General features: G+C 78.0%; 3 protein-coding genes. All 3 read left to right on the top strand.

Going from position 1 to position 19,946, the window contains the following annotated elements; all coding sequences use genetic code 11:
* Positions 1-2 precede the first annotated feature (2 nt).
* The 3 genes from ACSMXW_RS10330 to ACSMXW_RS10340 all read left to right on the top strand — a co-directional run bounded on the left by ACSMXW_RS10330 (position 3) and on the right by ACSMXW_RS10340 (position 19,784).
* Entirely contained in the window at positions 3-12,746 is a 12,744-nt protein-coding gene (locus ACSMXW_RS10330; RefSeq protein ID WP_485807932.1) for an SDR family NAD(P)-dependent oxidoreductase, read from the top strand.
* Positions 12,747-12,813: 67 nt separating this feature from the next.
* Complete coding sequence (locus ACSMXW_RS10335; protein ID WP_485805458.1) at positions 12,814-18,291, top strand: beta-ketoacyl synthase N-terminal-like domain-containing protein; 5,478 nt, start codon at positions 12,814-12,816, stop codon at positions 18,289-18,291.
* A complete protein-coding gene (locus ACSMXW_RS10340; protein ID WP_485805460.1) occupies positions 18,288-19,784 on the top strand; it encodes an FAD-dependent monooxygenase in 1,497 nt (498 codons plus the stop codon). Before ACSMXW_RS10335 ends, ACSMXW_RS10340 begins: the two co-directional genes overlap by 4 nt.
* Positions 19,785-19,946: the final 162 nt, after the last annotated feature.

Below are 19,946 nucleotides of genomic sequence, written 5' to 3' on the forward strand. Positions count from 1 at the left end.
CCGTGAACGAAGCGCGGCTGCGCGACTACCTCAAGCGTGCGACCGCGGACCTCAAGAGGGCGAACCGCCGGCTGCGGGAGTCCGAGGCCAGGGAGCACGAGCCGATCGCGATCGTCTCGATGAGCTGCCGCTTCCCCGGCGGCGCCGGCTCCCCGGAGGAGCTGTGGCGGCTGCTGGCGGACGGCACCGACACCATGGGTGCCTTCCCCGCGGCGCGCGGCTGGGACACCGAGGCGCTGTACGCGGCGGACCCGGACAGCACCGGGAAGACCTACGCGCGCGAGGGCGCGTTCGTCGCGGACGCGGACGCGTTCGACGCGGAGTTCTTCGGGATCAGCCCGCGTGAGGCGCTGGCGATGGACCCGCAGCAGCGGCTGCTGCTGGAGGCCTCCTGGGAGGCGCTGGAGCGGGCCGGCATCGTGCCCGCGGACCTCAAAGGCCGCCCGGTGGGCGTGTTCACCGGCACCAACGGCCAGGACTACGCGCGGCTGCTGCTCGGGCACCTGGACGCCGTCGAGGGGTACCTGGCGACGGGCAACTCGGCGAGCGTGGTCTCGGGCCGGGTGTCGTACGCGCTCGGTTTCGAGGGGCCCGCGGTCACCCTGGACACCGCCTGCTCGGCGTCGCTGGTGGCGACCCACCTGGCCTGCCAGGCGCTGCGCGGCGGCGAGTGCGAGATGGTGCTCGCGGGCGGCGCGACGGTGATGGCGACGCCGACCATCTTCACCGAGTTCAGCCGGCAGCGCGGGCTGGCGCCGGACGGCCGGTGCAAGGCGTTCGCGGGTGCCGCGGACGGCACCGGCTGGGGCGAGGGCGTGGGCGTGCTGCTGCTGGAGCGGCTCACGGACGCGCGCCGGAACGGGCACCCGGTGCTCGCGGTGATCCGCGGCACCGCCGTCAACCAGGACGGCGCGAGCAACGGCCTCACCGCCCCCAACGGCCCCTCCCAGCAGCGGGTGATCCGTGCGGCCCTGGACGCGGCGGGCCTCGCCCCCGCGGACGTGGACGCGGTGGAGGGCCACGGCACCGGCACCACCCTCGGCGACCCCATCGAGGCACAGGCGCTCCTCGCCACCTACGGCAAGGACCGCCCCGCCGACCGGCCACTGTGGCTCGGCTCGATCAAGTCGAACATCGGGCACACCCAGGCCGCGGCCGGTGTCGCCGGCATCATCAAAATGGTGCAGGCCATCGGGCACGGGGTGCTGCCGAGGACGCTGCACGTCGACGAGCCGTCGCCGCACGTCGACTGGGAGTCAGGCGCGGTACGGCTGCTGACGGAGGCCAGGCCGTGGCCGGAGACGGACCACCCGCGGTGCGCCGCGGTGTCGTCGTTCGGCATCAGCGGCACCAACGCCCACGTCATCCTCCAGGAGGCCCCGCCCGCACCCGCGGAGGCGGCGGGCACGGACGGCACCACGGCGGGCGGAGCCACGGCGGGCGGAACCTCGGCGGACGGGACCACGGCGGAGGAAGCCACCGGCGGCGGAGACACCGCCGGAGGAGACACCGCCGGAGGAGACACCGCGGACGGCTCCTCCGTGGCCGGGACCGCGGCTCCCGCCGACCGGGCCCCCGCCGACCGGGCCGGCGCCGGACGGCCGGGCGGGCCGCTGCCGCTGGTGGTCTCGGCGCGCACCGAGGAGGCCCTGCGGGAGCAGGCGGCCCGACTGCTGGACGCGGCCGCCGCGACCGGCACCCGGGACGCCCTGGCGGACCTGGCGTTCTCGCTCGCCACCACCCGCACCCACTTCCCGCACCGCGCCGCCGTGGTCGCCGCGGACGGCGCGGACCTGCGCACCGGCCTGGCCGCGCTGGCCGCCGGCGAGAGCGCGGCCCACCTGGTGCGGGGCGCCGCCACGGCGCCGGGCGGCCACGCCGGGAAGGCGGGCCGGGCCGGCCGGGTGGCGTTCCTGTTCTCCGGGCAGGGCAGCCAGCGGCCCGGCATGGGCCGGGAGCTGTACGAGACGTACCCGGTGTTCGCCGCCGCGCTCGACGACGTGTGCGGCCGGCTCGACACACACCTGGACCGGCCGCTGAAGCAGGTCATGTTCGCCGCCGCGGACAGCGCCGAGGCGGCGCTGCTGGACCGGACCGTGTACACCCAGGCCGCGCTGTTCGCGTTCGGGACGGCGCTGTTCAGGCTGCTCGCGCACTGGGGCGTGACCCCGGGCTGCGTCATCGGCCACTCCATCGGCGAGCTGACCGCCGCGCACGTCGCCGGTGTGCTCTCCCTGGACGACGCCTGCACGCTGGTCGCGGCCCGCGGCCGGCTGATGCAGGAGCTGCCCGCGGGCGGTGCCATGGTGTCGCTCGCGGCCGCCGAGGACGAGGTGCGGGCCTCGCTCGCCGGGCACCCGGGCGTCGACGTCGCCGCCGTGAACGGCCCCCGCGCCACCGTGATCTCCGGCGCCGAGGATGCCGTGCTCGCCGTCGCCGCGCACTGGGCCGGGCAGGGCCGCAAGACCAGGCGGCTGACGGTGAGCCACGCCTTCCACTCGGCCCGTATGGAGCCGATGCTCGACGAGTTCCGCCGGGTGGCGGAGCGGCTCGACTTCCAGGCGCCGCGGATCCCCGTCGTCTCCAACCTCACCGGCGCCCTCGCCGACCCGGAGCGGCTGCGCACCGCCGGCTACTGGGCCGATCACGTCCGCGAGGCCGTCCTCTTCCACCAGGGCGTGGCGGCGCTGCCGGGCCTCAGCGTGACCACCTGTCTGGAACTCGGCCCCGACGCCACCCTCACGGCCCTCGCCGCCGCCTGCCTCACCGCGGACCCGGGGGCCAGGGACACCCTGGCCGGAGACACCACCGGCACCCCGGCCCCGGGGCCCACCCTGCTGGCGAGCTGCCGGCGCGGCCGGGACGAGGCGCGCACCCTCATGGCCGCCGTCGCCGGCCTCCATGTGCACGGCCACACCGTCGACTTCGCCGCGCTCCTGCCGGGCGCGCGGCGGGTCGGGCTGCCCACGTACGCGTTCCAGCGGCGCCGGTTCTGGCCGGACGTCACCGCCGTGCCCGGCGACCTGTCCGCGACGGGTCTCGGCGCGGTCGGCCATCCGCTGCTGAGCGCCGCGGTCTCGCTCGCCGGGAGCGACGTCCACCTGCTGACCGGCCGGATCTCACTGGCCACCCACCCGGTGCTGGCCGACCACGTGGTCCTGGACAGCGTCCTGCTGCCCGGCACCGCCTTCGTCGAGCTCGCCCTCCAGGGCGCCCAGCACGTCGGCTGCCCGGAGCTGGCCGAGCTGACGCTGCGGGCACCGCTGGTGCTCGGGGCGCGGGACGCGGTGCAGGTCCAGGTGCAGGTGGACGCCCCCGACGAGGCCGGCCGCAGGCCCGTCGCCATCCACTCGCGGCCGCACCCCGGCGGCGAGCAGCCGGAGTCCGGCGAGGCGGGCGCCTGGACCTGCCACGCCACCGGTCTGCTCGCGCCCGCGGCAGGCACCGTGCCCGCCGCCCCGGACACCGCGTTCGCCACCGGTGCCTGGCCGCCACCAGGCGCCACCGCGCTCGACGTCGACGGTCTGTACGAGCACTTCGACGCGATCGGCCTCGCCTACGGGCCGCACTTCCGCGGGCTGCGCGGCGCCTGGCGGCTCGGCGGCGACGTCTACGCGGAGGTGGCGCTCGACGACGACACCGACGCGGCCCGCTACGGCCTGCACCCGGCGCTGCTGGACGCCGCTCTCCAGGCGGCCGTCCTGCACGAGGAGCCGGACGGCGGTGAGCGGCGGCCGAAGCTGCCGTTCGCCTGGTCGGGCGTGGCCCTGCACACCGCCGGCGCCGGTCTCCTGCGGGTGCGGGTCTCGGCGACCGGGCAGGACGTGGTGGCGCTGACCGCCGCCGACGCGCAGGGCCGGCCGGTCGCCACGGTCGGCTCGCTCACCGCCCGGCCGGTCAGCGCCGGGCAGCTCGCGGCGGCGCGGGCCACGGGGCACGACGCGCTGCTCACGCTCGACTGGGTGCCCGCGCCGGCGGCCGGTACGGGGCCCGCTTCCGGTGCCGCGGCCGCCCCGGGGCGCTGGGCCGTGCTCGGCGAGGGCACCCCGGTGCCCGCCGGGGTCGACGGCGACGGCTACCCGGACCTGGCGGCACTGCGGGCCGCGGTCCGCTCCGGCGCGCCCGTGCCGGACGTCGTGGTCGCCCTCTGCCCGTCCGGCGGCGGGGACGGCGACCTCGCGGCCGGCGCCCACCACGCCTCGGTGCGGGCGCTGAGCCTCGTCCAGGAGTGGCTGAACGGCGACGGAACCGCCGGGGCGCGGCTGGCCGTGGTGACCCGGGGAGCCGTCGGCACCAGGGTCGGCGAGCCCGTGGCGGACCCCGCCGCGGCGTCGGTGTGGGGCCTGCTGCGGTCCACGCAGACGGAGAACCCGGACCGCTTCGTCCTGGTCGACCTGGAGCCGGGCGCGGGCGGCGCCCACGGGACCGGCGCCCCGGACGCCCCGGACCCCGCCGGCGCCCCGGGTGACCTGGACGCGCTGCCCGCCGCCCTGGCCTGCGGCGAGCCGCAGGTCGCCGTCCGGGACGGCGCACCGCGGGTGGCCCGGCTCGCGAAGGCCCCCGCACCCGCGCTGGCCGTGCCGCCGGGCGGCGGGCCCTGGCGGGTGGACGTGGCCACGCCGGGCACCGTGGACGCCCTCACCGTGGTGCCCGCCGATGACGTCGCCGGCCCCCTGGCGGAGGGCCAGGTGCGGATCGCGGTGCGCGCCGCGGGCCTGAACTTCCGCGATGTGCTCATCGCGCTCGGCATGTACCCCGGCACGGCCCTCGTCGGCAGCGAGGCGGCGGGCGTCGTCACCGGGACCGGGCCCGGCGTGACCGGCCTCGCCCCGGGCGACACGGTGATGGGGCTGTTCAGCGGCTGCATGGCGGACACCGCCGTCACCGACCACCGGATGCTGGCCCGGATCCCGGACGGCTGGACGTTCGCGCAGGCCGCCACCACGCCCATCGCGTTCCTCACGGCGTACTACGGCCTGGTCGACCTGGGCGGGCTCGGGCCCGGGCAGCGGATCCTGATCCACTCGGCGGCCGGCGGCGTCGGCATGGCCGCCACCCAGCTCGCCCGGCACCTCGGCGCCGAGGTGTTCGGCACCGCCAGCACCCCGAAGTGGGGCGTGCTGCGCGACGCGGGCCTGGACGAGGCGCACATCGCGAACTCCCGGACGCTCGACTTCGAGCAGCGCGTCCTCGCCGCCACCGGTGGCGCGGGCGTCGACCTCGTCCTGGACTCGCTCGCCCACGAGTTCGTGGACGCCTCGCTGCGGCTGCTGCCGCGCGGCGGCCGGTTCCTGGAGATGGGCAAGTCCGACATCCGCGACCCGGAGCAGGTCGCGGCGGCCCACCCCGGCGTCGGCTACCAGGCGTTCGACCTGATCGAGGCCGGTCCCGACCGGATGCGGGAGATGTTCGCGACGCTCGGGGAGCTGTTCGACGCCGGGGTGCTGCGGCCGCTGCCGGTGCTGGCGTTCGACATGGGCCAGGCGCCGGAGGCGTTCAAGTTCATGAGCCAGGCCCGGCACACCGGCAAGCTGGCGCTGACGCTGCCGCGCCCGCTGGACCCGGAGGGCACCGTCCTCGTCACCGGCGGCACCGGCGCGCTCGGGTCGGTGCTCGCCCGGCACCTCGTCACCCGGCACGGCGCCCGGCACCTGCTGCTCACCAGCCGCCGGGGCCCGGACGCGGCGGGCGCCGCCGAACTGGCCGCGGACCTCACCTCGCTCGGCGCCGAGGTGACCGTGGCCGCCTGCGACGCCGCCGACCCCGGCGCCGTCCGCGACCTCCTCTCGGCCGTCCCCGACGCCCACCCGCTGACCGCGGTCGTCCACACCGCGGGCGTCCTGGACGACACCACCGTCGCCGGCCTCACACCCGAGCGGCTGCACTCCGTGCTGCGGCCCAAGGCCGACGCCGCCTGGACCCTGCACCGGCTCACCCGGGGGCACGACCTGGCCGCGTTCGTCCTCTACTCGTCCATCGCCGGCACCCTCGGCGCCCCGGGGCAGGCCAACTACGCGGCCGCCAACACCTTCCTGGACGCCCTCGCCACGCACCGCCGCGCCCAGGGCCTGCCGGGCACCTCGCTCGCGTGGGGGCTGTGGGAGGAGGCCGGCGGCATGGCCGGCGACCACGACGACACGATCCGCACCCGGCTCGGCCGCACCGGTCTGCTGCCGCTGCCCACCCCCGAGGCGCTCCTGCTGCTCGACGCCGCGCTGGCCGACCCGCGCCCGGTACTGGTGCCGGCCGGCCTGGACACCGCGACCCTGCGGTCCGCCGCGGACGCCGGCATCCTGCCGCCCGTGCTGCGCGGCCTCGCGGGCCCCGCCGCGCCCCGCGCCCGGGCGGCCCGGCGCGCCGCCGCGTCCTCGCTCCAGCAGCGCCTGGCCGGGCTCGGCGGCGCGGACCGCGACCACCTGCTGCTCCAGCTGGTGCGGGAGAACATCGCGGACGCGCTCGGGCACACCACCGCCGACGCGGTGCCCCCGGAGGTGCCGTTCCAGGACCTCGGCTTCGACTCGCTCACCGCGGTCGAGCTGCGCAACCGGCTCGGCACCGCGACCGGCCTGACCCTGCCTGCCACCCTGGTCTTCGACCACCCGACCGCGGCCGCGCTCGCCGCCCACCTCGGCGACCTGGTCGGCGACCGGACACCGGCGGCCACGCCCGCGGCCGTACCGCGGACGGCGGTGACAGACGCCGCCGAGCCGCTCGCGATCGTCGGCATGGCCTGCCACTACCCCGGCGACGTGCACTCCCCCGACGACCTGTGGAACCTTCTCGCCGAGGGCCGCGACGGCATCACCGGCTTCCCCGCCGACCGCGGCTGGCCGCTCGACACCCTCTTCGACCCCGACCCGGACCGGCCCGGCACCACCTACGTCAAGGAGGGCGGCTTCCTCCACGACGCCGCCCTGTTCGACGCCGAGTTCTTCGGCATGAGCCCCCGCGAGGCGCTGGCCACCGACCCGCAGCAGCGGCTCCTGCTGCAGACCGCCTGGGAGACCCTGGAGGGCGCCGGCATCCCGCCGAGCACCCTGCGCGGCAGCCAGACCGGGGTGTTCATCGGCATGTCCGCCCAGCACTACGCGACCACCGCGGCGGGCACCCCGTCGGCGGTGGAGGGCTTCCTGCTGACGGGCACCACCAGCAGTGTCGCCTCCGGCCGGATCGCCTACGCGCTCGGCCTCGAGGGCCCCGCCGTCACCGTGGACACCGCCTGCTCGTCGTCGCTGGTGGCGCTGCACTCGGCGTGCCGGGCGCTGCGCGGCGGGGAGTGCGACATGGCGCTCGCGGGCGGCGCGGCCGTGATGGCGGCGCCCGGCATCTTCGTCGAGTTCAGCCGGCAGCGCGGGCTCGCCCCCGACGGGCGGTGCAAGCCGTTCGGCGCCGGCGCGGACGGCACCGGCTGGGGCGAGGGCGTCGGCCTGGTGCTCGTCGAGCGGCTCTCCGACGCGCGGCGGCTCGGGCACCGGATCCTCGCCGTGGTCCGCGACTCCGCCGTCAACCAGGACGGCGCGAGCAACGGCCTGACCGCCCCCAACGGCCCCTCCCAGCAGCGCGTCATCACCAAGGCGCTGGCCGGCGCCGGCCTCACGCCCGCCGACATCGACGCCGTGGAGGCGCACGGCACCGGCACCGCCCTCGGCGACCCCATCGAGGCGCAGGCGCTGCTCGCCACCTACGGGCGGCACCACACCCCCCAGCGGCCGCTGTGGCTCGGCTCCGTCAAGTCCAACATCGGGCACACGCAGGCCGCCGCCGGCATCGCGGGCGTCATCAAGATGGTGCAGGCGCTGCGGCACGGCGTGCTCCCCAGGTCGCTCGGCGCCGACGAGCCCACGCCGCACGTCGACTGGGGCTCGGGAGCGGTGCGGCTGCTGAACGAGGCCGTCGAGTGGCCGGACACCGGCCGGCCGCGGCGCGCCGCCGTGTCCGCGTTCGGCATCAGCGGCACCAACGCCCATGTGCTGCTGGAGCAGGCGCCCACGCCGGACTCCCCCGGCACCACGGCTCCCACCGCCGCCCCCGCCGCACGGGACGCCGGGTCCTCCCGGGCGGCGGGCGTGCTGCCTTGGCCGGTCTCCGCGCGCTCCGCGGACGCGCTGCGCGCGCAGGCCGGGCGGCTCGCCGAGCACGTGCGCGCACACCCCGAGGCGGCCCCGGAGCAGGTGGCCGACGCGCTGGTGAGCACCCGTGAGACGCTCGAGCACCGTGCCGTCGTCGTCGGCCGCGACCGGGACGGGCTGCTGGCCGGGCTGCGCGCACTCGCGGCGGGCGAGCCCGCGGCCCACCTGGTGCAGGGCACCGCGGCCACCGCCCCGGGCCGCACCGTCTTCGTCTTCCCCGGGCAGGGCTCGCAGTGGGCGGGCATGGCGGTGGACCTGCTGGACGCCGCGGGGCAGTTCCCGGTGTTCGCCGAGCACCTGGGCGCCTGCGCCGACGCGCTCCGCCGGTACACCGACTGGGACCTCGTGGACGTGCTGCGCGGCGCGCCCGGCGCGGCCGACCTGGACCGGGTCGACGTGGTGCAGCCCGCGCTGTTCGCCGTGATGACCTCGCTCGCCCACCTGTGGATGGCGCACGGCGTGCGGCCGGACGCGGTGATCGGGCACTCCCAGGGGGAGATCGCCGCCGCCTATGTCGCGGGCGGCCTGTCCCTGGACGACGCGGCCCGCGTCGTGGCGCTGCGCAGCAGGGCGCTGACGGCGCTCGCCGGCACCGGCGCCATGGCGTCCGTCCCGGCGGGTGCCGCCGAGGTCGAGGCCGACCTGGCCGGCTGGGACGGGCGGATCGCGGTCGCGGCCGTCAACGGCCCCGCCGCCACGGTCGTCTCCGGCGACCCGGACGCCGTGCGGCAGCTCGTCGACCGCTACCGGGCCCGCGGCGTGCGGGCCCGCACGATCCCCGTCGACTACGCCTCGCACTGCGCCCACATCGAACCCATCCGGGACGAACTGCTCCGGCTGCTCGCACCGGTGAGGCCGCGCACCTCGACCGTGCCGTTCTACTCGACGGTCACCGGCGGCGAGCTGGACACGGCCGGGCTCGACGCCGCCTACTGGTACACCAACCTCCGGCAGCGGGTGCAGCTCGCGGCGGCCACCGGGGCGCTGCTGGCGAGCGGCCACCGGCTGTTCGTGGAGGCCAGCCCGCACCCGGTGCTCACCTTCGGCCTGGAGCAGAACTTCACCGGCTCCGGCGACGGCACGACCGCCCCGGTCGCGGCCACCGCGCTCGGCACGCTCAAGCGCGACAAGGACGGCCCCGCGGAGTTCCTGGCCGCGCTGGCGCAGGCGCACGTGCACGGCGCGGCCGTGGACTGGCCGAGCACGTTCCCGGCGGCCCGGACGGCCGACGGCACGCCGGCACCGCCGCTGCCGCTGCCGACGTACGCGTTCCAGCGCCGCCGGTTCTGGCTGGAGCCGGCCGCCGGCGCCGGGGACGTCAGGTCGGCGGGTCTTGTCGGCACCGGGCATCCGCTGCTCGGCGCCGCGCTGCCGCTCGCGGGCGGCGACGGGCACGTCCTGACCGGGCGCCTCTCGCTGCGCAGCCACCCCTGGCTGGCCGACCACACCGTCCTGGACACGGTCGTCCTGCCCGGCACCGCCTTCGCCGAACTCGCCCTGCACGCCGCGGAACAGGCCGGCGGCGGCCGGGTGGACGACCTCACCCTTCAGGCACCGCTGGTGCTGGGCGAGGAGGACGGCATCCAGGTGCAGGTCGTCGTCGGCGCGCCCGACGAGGCGGGGCGGCGGACGCTCACCGTGCACTCCAGGACGGAGGACGCCGCCGACGGCACCGCCTGGACCCTGCACGCCACGGGACTGCTCGCCGACGCGGACGGCGCGGTTGGTGCGGACGGCGCGGACGGCGCGGGTCCCGGGGGCGCCGCGGGACCCGGGGGCCCGCCACCGGACCTGACCGCGTGGCCGCCGCCGGGCGCCGCGCCGGTCGACGTGGCCGGGCTGTACGAGCGGTTCGCCGGGATCGGCCTCGGCTACGGGCCGCTCTTCCAGGGCCTGACGGCTGCGTGGCGGCAGGACGCCGCGGAGGGGCCGCGGGGAACGGAGGGAACGAACGGCTCCGACGGGGTGTACTTCGCGGAGGTGGCCCTCCCCGAGGACACCGACGTGACCGGCTTCGGCCTGCACCCCGCGCTGCTCGACGCCGCCCTGCACACGGTGGCGCTGTCGGTGGCCGGATCCGGGGCGGGATCGCCCCAGCGGGCGCTGCTGCCGTTCTCCTGGAGCGGCGTCGCGCTGCACGCCACCGGCGCCACGGCGCTGCGGGTGCGGCTCGCGCCCGCGGGCGAGGGCACCGTGACGCTGGACGTCGCCGACGACACCGGCACTCCGGTCGCCTCCGTGGCGGCGCTGCGGCTGCGGCCCGTCGACCCGGCGCAGCTCGCGCCCGCCCGGCGCGCGGGGGCGCTGTACCGGCTCCGGTGGACGCCCCTGACGGCCCCGGAACGGGCCGGGCGCGGGACGTGGGCGGCGCTCGGCGAACTGCCCGCGGGGCTCGGCCGGGACGGGGCGGACGGCGTGGACGCCTACCCCGACCTGGCGGCGCTGCGCAAGGCGGTCGAGGCGGGCGACCCGGTGCCCGAAGCGGTGTTCGCCGCGCACCCGGCGGAGGCGGGGCTGCCGCCCGCCGCGGCGGCACGGGCCGCGACCGCGGGGACCCTCGCGCTCGTCCAGGACTGGCTGGCCGACGAACGGTTCGCCGCCGCGCGCCTGGTGCTGGTCACCCGGGGCGCGGTCGCCGCGGACGGCGACCGGGACGTGCCGGACCTGGCTGGCGCGGCCGTCTGGGGGCTGGTGCGCAGCGCACAGTCGGAGAACCCGGAGCGGTTCGTGCTGCTGGACATCACGGACGGGGCGGACGAGGCGGCCGGGGCGGACGAGGCCACCGGAACGGCCGGAGCCGCCGGAGCCGCCGGAGCCGCCGGAGCCGCCGGAGCGAACGCCCTGGGCACCGCCGGCGTCCCGGGTGCGGGCACCGCGGACACCACGAGCCCCGCGGACACCGGCGCCGTGCCGGCCGCGGTCGCCGCGGCGCTGGCCGCGGGCGAGCCGCAGGTGGCCCTCAGGGGCGGACGGGCGTTCGTGCCCCGGCTGGCCAGGCCGGCGCCGGGCACCGCGGCCTGGGCCGGGGCCACACCCGGCACCGACGCCCCACCTGAGACGGCCACACCGGAGGCGACAGCGCCCGCCGGAAGCGGACCGTCCGGAACGGGGCCATCCGGCACGGGACCGTCCGGAACCGGGCCGGCGGCGCCCGGCACACCCACTCCCACAACCACACTCGCACCCACTCCCACAGCCACAACCACACCCGCACCCACTCCCGCAGCCGCAACCACACCCACAACCACCCTCACCCGCCCCCTCGACCCCGAAGGCACCGTCCTCATCACCGGCGGCACCGGCACCCTCGGTGCCCTGGTGGCCCGGCACCTGGTGGCCCGGCACGGCGCCCGGCACCTGCTGCTCACCAGCCGCCGCGGCCCGGACGCGCCCGGCGCCCGGGAGTTGGCCGCCGAGCTGACCGGCGAGGGCGCCGAGGTCACCGTCACCGCCTGCGACACGGCGGACGCCGAGGCGCTGCGCCGGGTGCTGGCCCAGGTCCCCGCGGACCGGCCGCTGACCGCCGTCGTGCACACCGCGGGCGTGCTCGCCGACGCCACCGTGGCCGCCCTCACGCCGGACCGCCTGGACACCGTGCTGCGGCCCAAGGCCGACGCCGCCTGGAACCTGCACGAGGCCACCGCCGGGGCCGATCTCGCGGCGTTCGTGCTGTTCTCGTCCATCGCCGGCACCCTGGGCGCGCCCGGCCAGGCCAACTACGCGGCCGCCAACACCTTCCTGGACGCCCTGGCGCACCACCGGCGCGCCGCGGGCCTGCCCGCCGCCTCGCTCGCGTGGGGCCTGTGGGAGGAGGGCTCCGGGATGACGGGCCATATGAAGGACACCGACAGCGGCCGGATGAACCGCGGCGGTCTGGTGCCGCTGGCCACCGCCGACGCGCTCGCGCTGCTGGACGAGGCGCTGGCGCCCGGCGGCGAGCCGCTGCGGCTGCCCGCGCACCTGGACACCGCAGCCCTGCACCGGCAGGCCGGCGCCGGGCTGCTGCCGCCGATCCTGCGCGGCCTGGTGCGCACCCCGGTCCGCCGCGCCGAGGCCGGCGGCGCCTCGCTGGCCGAGCGACTGGCCGGCCGCACCGAGCCCGAGCAGCACCGCGTCGTGCTGGACGCGATCCGCACCCAGATCGCCGCGGTGCTCGGCCACGACTCACCCGCCGGGATCGACCCCGAACGTGCCTTCAAGGAGATGGGCTTCGACTCCCTGATGGCGGTCGAGCTGCGCAACCGGCTCGGCGCGGTCACCGGTCTGAGGCTGCCCGCCACGCTCGTCTTCGACCATCCCACGGCGGACGCGCTGGCCGGGTACGTACGGGCCGGGATCGCACCGGGCGAGGTGTCCGCGGCCGCCGCGCTGCTGGCCGAACTCGACCGCCTGGAGGCGGCGCTCGCGGCGCTCGCGCCGGACGGCGACGAGGGCGCGGCCGTCGGCCGCCGGCTGCGGTCGCTGACCGAACGCTGGGCGGAGCCCGGGCGGTCCGCCGCGCAGGACGCCGCCGGCACCGACGGCACCGACGGCACCGGCAGCGTCAGGGAGCGGATCGAGGCGGCGTCCACCGACGAGATCTTCGACTTCATCGACAGGGAGCTGGGCGAGGGCTGACCGGCCGCGGGCCACCGCACCGGCCCGCGCCACCGGACCCACCACCGGCCCACAGGGACTGGGAGAGATGACCAACCAGACGAACGAGAAGAAACTCGTCGACTACCTCAAGCGGGTGACCACCGAGCTGCACGAGACCCGGCAGCGCCTGACGCGGGCCGAGGCGGACCGCCGCGAGCCGGTCGCCGTCGTCGGCATGGCCTGCCGCTACCCGGGCGGCGTGCGCAGCCCCGAGGACCTGTGGCGGCTGGTGGCCGACGGCACGGACGCGGTCTCGGCCTTCCCCGGCGACCGCGGCTGGGACCCGGCGCTGTACGACCCGGACCCGGAGCACCCGGGCACGTCCTATGCGCGCGAAGGCGGGTTCCTGTACGACGCGGCCGACTTCGACGCGGAGTTCTTCGGGATCAGCCCGCGCGAGGCCATGGCGATGGACCCGCAGCAGCGGCTGCTGCTGGAGGTCGCGTGGGAGGCGCTGGAGCGCGCCGGCATCGACGCGCACGCGCTGCGCTCCACCCCGACGGGCGTGTTCGCGGGCGTGATGTACGGCGACTACGGCGCCCGGCTGATCGGCTCCGGCGGCGGCGAGTACGAGGGGCTGCTCGGCAACGGCAGCGCGGGCAGCGTCGCCTCGGGCCGGGTCGCGTACGCGCTCGGCCTGGAGGGGCCCGCGGTCACCGTCGACACCGCGTGCTCGTCGTCGCTGGTGGCGCTCCACCTGGCCTGCCTGGCGCTCAGGAACGGCGAGTGCGACACGGCGCTCGCGGGCGGCGTGACGGTGATGGCGACGCCGACGCTGTTCGTGGAGTTCAGCAGGCAGCGCGGCATGGCGCCGGACGGCCGCTGCAAGTCGTTCTCGGCGGACGCCGACGGCGCGGGCTGGTCCGAGGGCATCGGCATGATCGCGCTGGAGCGGCTCTGTGACGCGCGGCGCCTCGGCCACCGGGTGCTGGCCGTCATCAAGGGCTCCGCGGTCAACCAGGACGGCGCCAGCAACGGCCTCACCGCGCCCAACGGCCCCGCCCAGCAGCGGCTCATCCGCCGGGCCCTGGACGCCGCCCGGCTGTCCGCCGCGGACATCGACGTCGTGGAGGCGCACGGCACCGGCACCAGCCTCGGCGACCCCATCGAGGCGCAGGCGCTGCTCGCCGCGTACGGGCGGAACAGGCCCGCGGACCGGCCGCTGCGGCTGGGCTCGGTCAAGTCCAACATCGGGCACACGCAGGCGGCGGCCGGCGTGGCCGGCGTCATCAAGATGGTGCAGGCCATGCGGCACGGCGTGCTGCCGAGGACCCTGCACGCCGACCGGCCCTCACCGCACGTCGACTGGGAGTCGGGCGCCGTCTCGCTGCTCACCGAGGAGACACCCTGGCCCGCGGAGGGCCGGCCCCGGCGGGCCGCGGTGTCGTCGTTCGGCATCAGCGGCACCAACGCCCACCTGATCCTGGAGTCGGCACCGGAGGTTCCGGAACCGGCGGCAGGGGCTCCTGGGGCGGCGGCCGGGACTCCCGAGCCGGCGGCCGGGCAGGGCGCGCCGGACGCCGCCGGACGGCCCGGACCGGGGGCCGCCGACGGCCCGGGCGCCGGCCGGCCCGCGCAGGGGCCCGGTGTCCCGGCGCCCTGGGTGGTGTCCGCCGCCACCCCCGGTGCGCTGCGCGCCCAGGCCGCGCGGCTGCGCGACTTCGTGGCCGCCCGCCCGGAGCTGGCCGCCGACGACGTCGGCCGCTCCCTCGCGACCACCCGCGCCGCGCTCCCGCACCGCGCCGTCGTCATCGCCCAGGACCGCGACGAGTTCCTCCAGCGGCTCGGCTTCCTCGCCGCGGACCAGCCCGCGGGCAACGTCGTCCAGGGCGCCGTCTCCGCCGGCCGGCTCGCGTTCCTGTTCTCCGGGCAGGGCTCCCAGCACCCCGGCATGGGGCAGGGCCTGCACGCCGCGTTCCCCGTCTTCGCGCGGGCCCTGGACGAGGCGTGCGCGCTGCTCGATCCGCATCTGGAGCGGCCGCTGAAGGCCGTGATGTGGGCCGGGCGCGGCAGCCCGGACGCCGCCCTGCTGGACGAGACCTGCTATGCGCAGGCCGCCCTGTTCGCGGTGGAGACCGCGCTGTACCGGCTGTTCGAGCACTACGGCCTGCGCCCCGACTATGTGCTGGGCCACTCCGTCGGGACGCTCGCCGCCGTCCATGCCGCCGGGGTGCTCACGCTCGCCGACGCGTGCACGCTGGTCGCCGCGCGCGGCCGGCTGATGCAGGGGCTGCCGCGGGGCGGCGCGATGGTCTCCGTCCAGGCCGGCGAGGACGAGGTGCGGGCGGCGCTCGACGCGTACGCGACGAAGGCGGGCGGGGCGGCGGCGCGGCGGGTGGCGGTGGCCGCCGTGAACGGGCCCACGTCCACCGTCGTCTCCGGCGACGAGGACGCCGTGCTCGCGGTCGCCGCGGGCTTCGCGGAGCGCGGCCGCAAGACCCGGCGGCTGCGGGTCAGCCACGCCTTCCACTCGCCGCGGATGGCGCCGGTGCTGGACGAGTTCGGGGCGGTCGCCGCGGGCCTCGCGCACCACGCGCCGCGCATCCCCGTGGTGTCGGACCTGACCGGCCGGGTGGCCACCGCGGGGGAACTCACCGACCCGGCCCACTGGGTGGCGCACGCCCGCGAGGCGGTCCGCTTCGCCGACGGGGTGGCCGCGCTGCGCGCCGAGGGCGTCACCACCTGCCTCGAACTGGGCCCGGACGCCGTCCTCACCCCCATGGCCGCGGCCTGCCTCACCGCCTCCGGCGACACTGCCGGGGGCGCGTCCCCGGCCCCTGCGGAACGGGGGGACTCCGGGGCGGTCGCGGCGGTGCCGGTGCCCGCGCTGCGCGCCCGCCGCCCGGAGACCCAGACGTTCCTGGGGGCGCTGGCCCACGCGCACACCCGGGGCGCGGCCCTCGACTGGGGCACGTTCTTCGCCGAACGCGGCGCCGGCACCGTCGAGCTGCCCACCTACGCCTTCCAGCGCCGCCGTTACTGGATCGACGCGCCGGTCCCCGGCACATCCGGTGCGACCGGTGCCGCGGCAAGCGGCACGGGCGCGGACGCGGGCGATGCGGCCGGTGCGGGCTTCTGGGCCGCCGTCGAGCGGGAGGACCTGGAGGGTCTTGCCGCCGCCCTCGGCATCGGCGGCGAGGGGCGTGCGGCCCTGAAGACGCTGCTGCCCGCGCTGTCCGGCTACCGCCGCCAGGAGCAGCGGCACTACCGCACCGTCTGGGAACCGCTCGCCGCCCCCGCGGCCCGGCCCGGTGGCACCTGGCTGGTGCCGGTCCCGGAGGGCACCCCCTGGGGCGCGCAGACCGAGGCACTGGCCGAACAGGGCGTGCGTGTGGTGCCGTTCGAGGTGCCGGTGGGGGGCGCGGCGTTCGGCGCGGGCGGTGCCGGCGGGGCTGGCGGTGCCGCCGGCCTGGGCCGCCGGCTGCGGGAACGGCTGGCCGGGGAGCCGGCCCTCGACGGGGTGCTGTCGCTGCTCGCGCTGACGGGCGGTCACCGGCCATCCGCGGCGACGGGACAGGACGCGGCGGGGCGGGAGGACGCGGGCGGGGCGGCGGATGCGGCGCCCCTGGAACGCGCCACGTCCCTCGGGACCCCCACGTCTCCCGGTGCGGCCACGTCCCTCGGGACCCCCGCATCCCTCGGGACACCCACGTCTCCCGGTGCCGCCACGTCTCCGGGAGACCCCGCGTCTCCGGAGGTCCCCACGTCTCCGGACGACCCCGCGCCTGCGGACGACCCCGCGCCCCTGCTCGCCGCCACCCTCGCCCTCGTCGACGCGCTGGACGCCGCGGGAGTGACGGCACCGCTCTGGCTGGCCACGCGCGGGGCCCGCGCCGTCGTTCCGGGGGACGATCCGGACGACGTCCGCCAGAGCGCCCTGTGGGGGCTCGGGCAGGCGCTCGCCGCCGACCGCCCGCGGCTCCGCCTCGGCCTGGTCGACCTGCCCCGCACGGACGGCCGCGGCACCGCGGGGCGGCTTGCCGCGGTGCTCGCGGCGGACGGCGGTGAGCGCCAGGTGGCGCTGCGCCCGGCCGGTCTCTTCGGGCGCCGGCTGGTGCCCGCGGCCCTGCCCGGGGGCCCCGGCGTGGAGAGCTGGCAGCCGCACGGCACGGTGCTGGTCACCGGCGCGGCCACCGGGCTCGCCGCCGGGGTCGCGCGCTGGGCGGCGGGGCACGACGGGACGAAGGTGCTGCTGCCGGTCGCCGCGGCTGACGCCGCGCACCCGGGTGTCGTCCGGCTCCGCGCGGACCTCGGCGACCGGGCCGACGTCGTGCCCTGCGACCTGACGGACCGCCGGGCGGTGGCGGACCTGCTGGCCGGTGTCCCCGCGGAACGCCCGCTCTCCGCGGTCCTCCACGTCGCCACCGGCACCGCCCCCGCGGACGCGGCCCCCCTCCTCGCGGACACCACCACCTCGCCGCCGCCCGCCGCCCCCACCGGCCCGGACACCACCCGCACCGGGCCGCCCCGTCCAGGCGCCGCCACCGCACCGGCACGAGCGGACGCCTCCGGCACCGGGCCGCACGAGGCAGGAGCCATGCCCACCGGCCCGGACGCCACCACGCCGCCCCCCGCCACCGCCACCGCCACCGGCCCGACCGGCCCGACCGGCCCGGACACCGCCGGCACCGGCGCCGCCCGCCCCCTGGACGCCGAAGGTGTCCTCCGCGGTCTCGCGGAGGCGGTCGCCGGTGCCCACCTGGACGCCCTCACCCGGGGCCCCGCCGGTGGCGCGGACCCCGGCACGGGCGAGGTGCCGCTGTTCGTGGCCGTCACGTCCCTGTCGGGGGCGTTCGGCGTCCCGGGGCTCGGCAACCCGGCCCCCGGACACGCCGCGCTCGACGCGCTCGTGGCGCGGCGGGTGGCCGCGGGGGCGCCCGCGCTCTCGCTGCGGGTGGTGCCCTGGGCCGAGGAAGACGCCGTGGACGCCGCGGGTCCGTTCCCGTCGGCCATCCGCCCCGCGCCGCCGGCCGCGCTCGCCGGGCTCGTCGGGCGGGCCCCCGCGCTGGCCGGGCAGTCGCTGGTGGTCGCCGACGTCGACTGGGAACGCCTGGTGCCCCAGCTCGGCACGGAACAGGCCCCGGCCGTCCTGCGCGGCGTCCCGGCGGCCCGCCGGGTACTGGACGCCGTCGGCGCGGCGCCCGCCCCGGCCGTGCTGCGCCTCACGGAGCTCGACCCGGCCGAGCGGCGCACGGCGCTGCTCGACCTCGTGCGGACCCAGGCCGCGGCCGTGCTGGGCCGCCCGGGACCGGGGTCCGTCTCTCCCGACGACGACTTCCTCGCCCTGGGCTTCTCCTCGTTCACCGCGCTGGAGCTGACCACCCGGCTGCGCGCCGCCGGAGTGACCGTCGAACCGACCGCGCCCTTCGACCACCCGACCCCGGCCGCGCTCGCCCGGCACCTGGACGCCGAGCTGACCGGCACAGAGCCCGGCGGTGCCGGCGCCCCCGAGCCCACCGGCACCGGAGGCGCCCCGGGCGCGGCCGGCGCCGGCACCCCGTACCGACAAGGAGTTGCCTCATGACCGAACCCGTACTCATCGCCGGTGGCGGACCCGTCGGGATGATGCTGGCCTGCGAACTGGGCCTCGCGGGCGCCAGGACGATCGTCCTGGAGAAGCTGCCCGCGCCGAACGAGCGGTCCCGTGGCATGGCGGTGAACTCCGCGGTGGTGGAGCTGCTCGCCCAGCGCGGCCTGATGGAGTCGCTGGCGGGGGACGGCTTCGCGTTCCCCCGTGCCCACTTCGCGCACATCTTCCTGGACCCGGAACGGCTGCCGGGCCGCCACCCGTACACGTTCGCGGTGCCGCACTCCAAGGTCGAGCTGCGGCTCGCCGAGCGGGCCGCGCGGCTGGGGGTGACGATCCGCAGGGACGCCGAGGTGGTGGGCGTCGAGCAGGACGAGGAGGGTGTCACCGTCACGGTCCGCGCGGCGGACGGTGGCGAGGCCACCGTGCGCGGCGCGTACCTGGTGGGCTGCGACGGCGGCGACAGCGCGGTGCGGCGCCTCGCGGGCATCGGCTTCCCGGGGGTGGACAGCGCCTTCCACGGGATCACGGGGGACGTCGCGGTGGAGGGCGGCGACAGGCTCTTCGAACTGCTGGGCTTCCACCAGGAGGAGGCGGGCTTCTTCACCGTCGCCCCGGCGGGGCCCGGCCTGCTGCGGGTGACGACCGGCGAGTTCGACCGGCAGGTGACGCCTGGGACGCCCCTGACCCGGGACGACCTGTACGCGGCGCTGAAGCGGATCACCGGCATCGACCTGACCACCGGCACCGTCCGGTGGCTCGACCACTGGTACGCCCCGACGCGGCAGGCCGAGCGGTACCGCGCGGGCCGCGTGCTGGTCGCCGGCGACGCCGCGCACGTGCACTTCCCGCTCGGCGGGCAGGCCCTGAGCACCGGTCTGGAGGACGCGGTCAACCTGGGCTGGAAGCTCGCCGCCGAGCTCCACGGCCGGGCCCCCGAAGGGCTGCTGGACACCTACCACACCGAGCGGCACCCGGTGGGCGAGCGCGCCTGCCGCACCACCCGCGCCCAGATGGCGCTGATGCACCCGATGGACCGGGTCGGCCCGCTGCGGGACATCGTCACCGAGCTGGTGGGGATGGACGAGGTCAACGAGTACCTGGTGAAGATGGCCGGCGGCCTGGACGTCCGCTATGCGCTGCCCCACGAGGGCGCGGCGGACGGCGCGGAGCCGCACCCGCTGCTGGGCACCCGGCCGGCCGACGTCCCGCTGGTCACCAAGGAGGGCGCGACGTCGCTGGCCCGGCTGCTGCACGCCGGGCGCGGGGTGTTCCTCGACCTGTCGGGGACGGGCGCCCCGGGCGAGGCGGTCGCGGGCTGGGCGGACCGGGTGACGGTGACCGTCGCCGAGCCGGCCCCGGAGCTGGGCGCCACCGCGCTGCTGCTGCGCCCGGACGGCCGGGTGGCCTGGGCGGTGGACGGTGAGCCCGTGGACGCCTCGCCGGAGGCGGCCCTGCGCACCTGGTTCGGCGAGTCCACCACCGCGTGACGGCGGCCGGGGCCCCCGCGCGGGGCCCCGGGGACGGCGGAGGGGCCACGCGCCGTGCGTGGCCCCTCCTGTTTCCGTTCACCGCCGCTGGGGCGGGAACCGGCCGCAGCCGCCCGGCGAGCCGGCGGCGGCCGGTACGTGCACGGGCACCCCCGCACCCGT

It is taken from the genome of Streptomyces sp. DSM 116793 (assembly GCF_057320905.1).

What these genes read in the sequence shown, in the direction of transcription:
- ACSMXW_RS10335 (WP_485805458.1), top strand. Translation starts at nt 12,814, where the DNA reads ATGACCAACCAGACGAACGAGAAGAAACTCGTCGACTACCTCAAGCGG.
- ACSMXW_RS10340 (WP_485805460.1), top strand. Translation starts at nt 18,288, where the DNA reads ATGACCGAACCCGTACTCATCGCCGGTGGCGGACCCGTCGGGATGATG.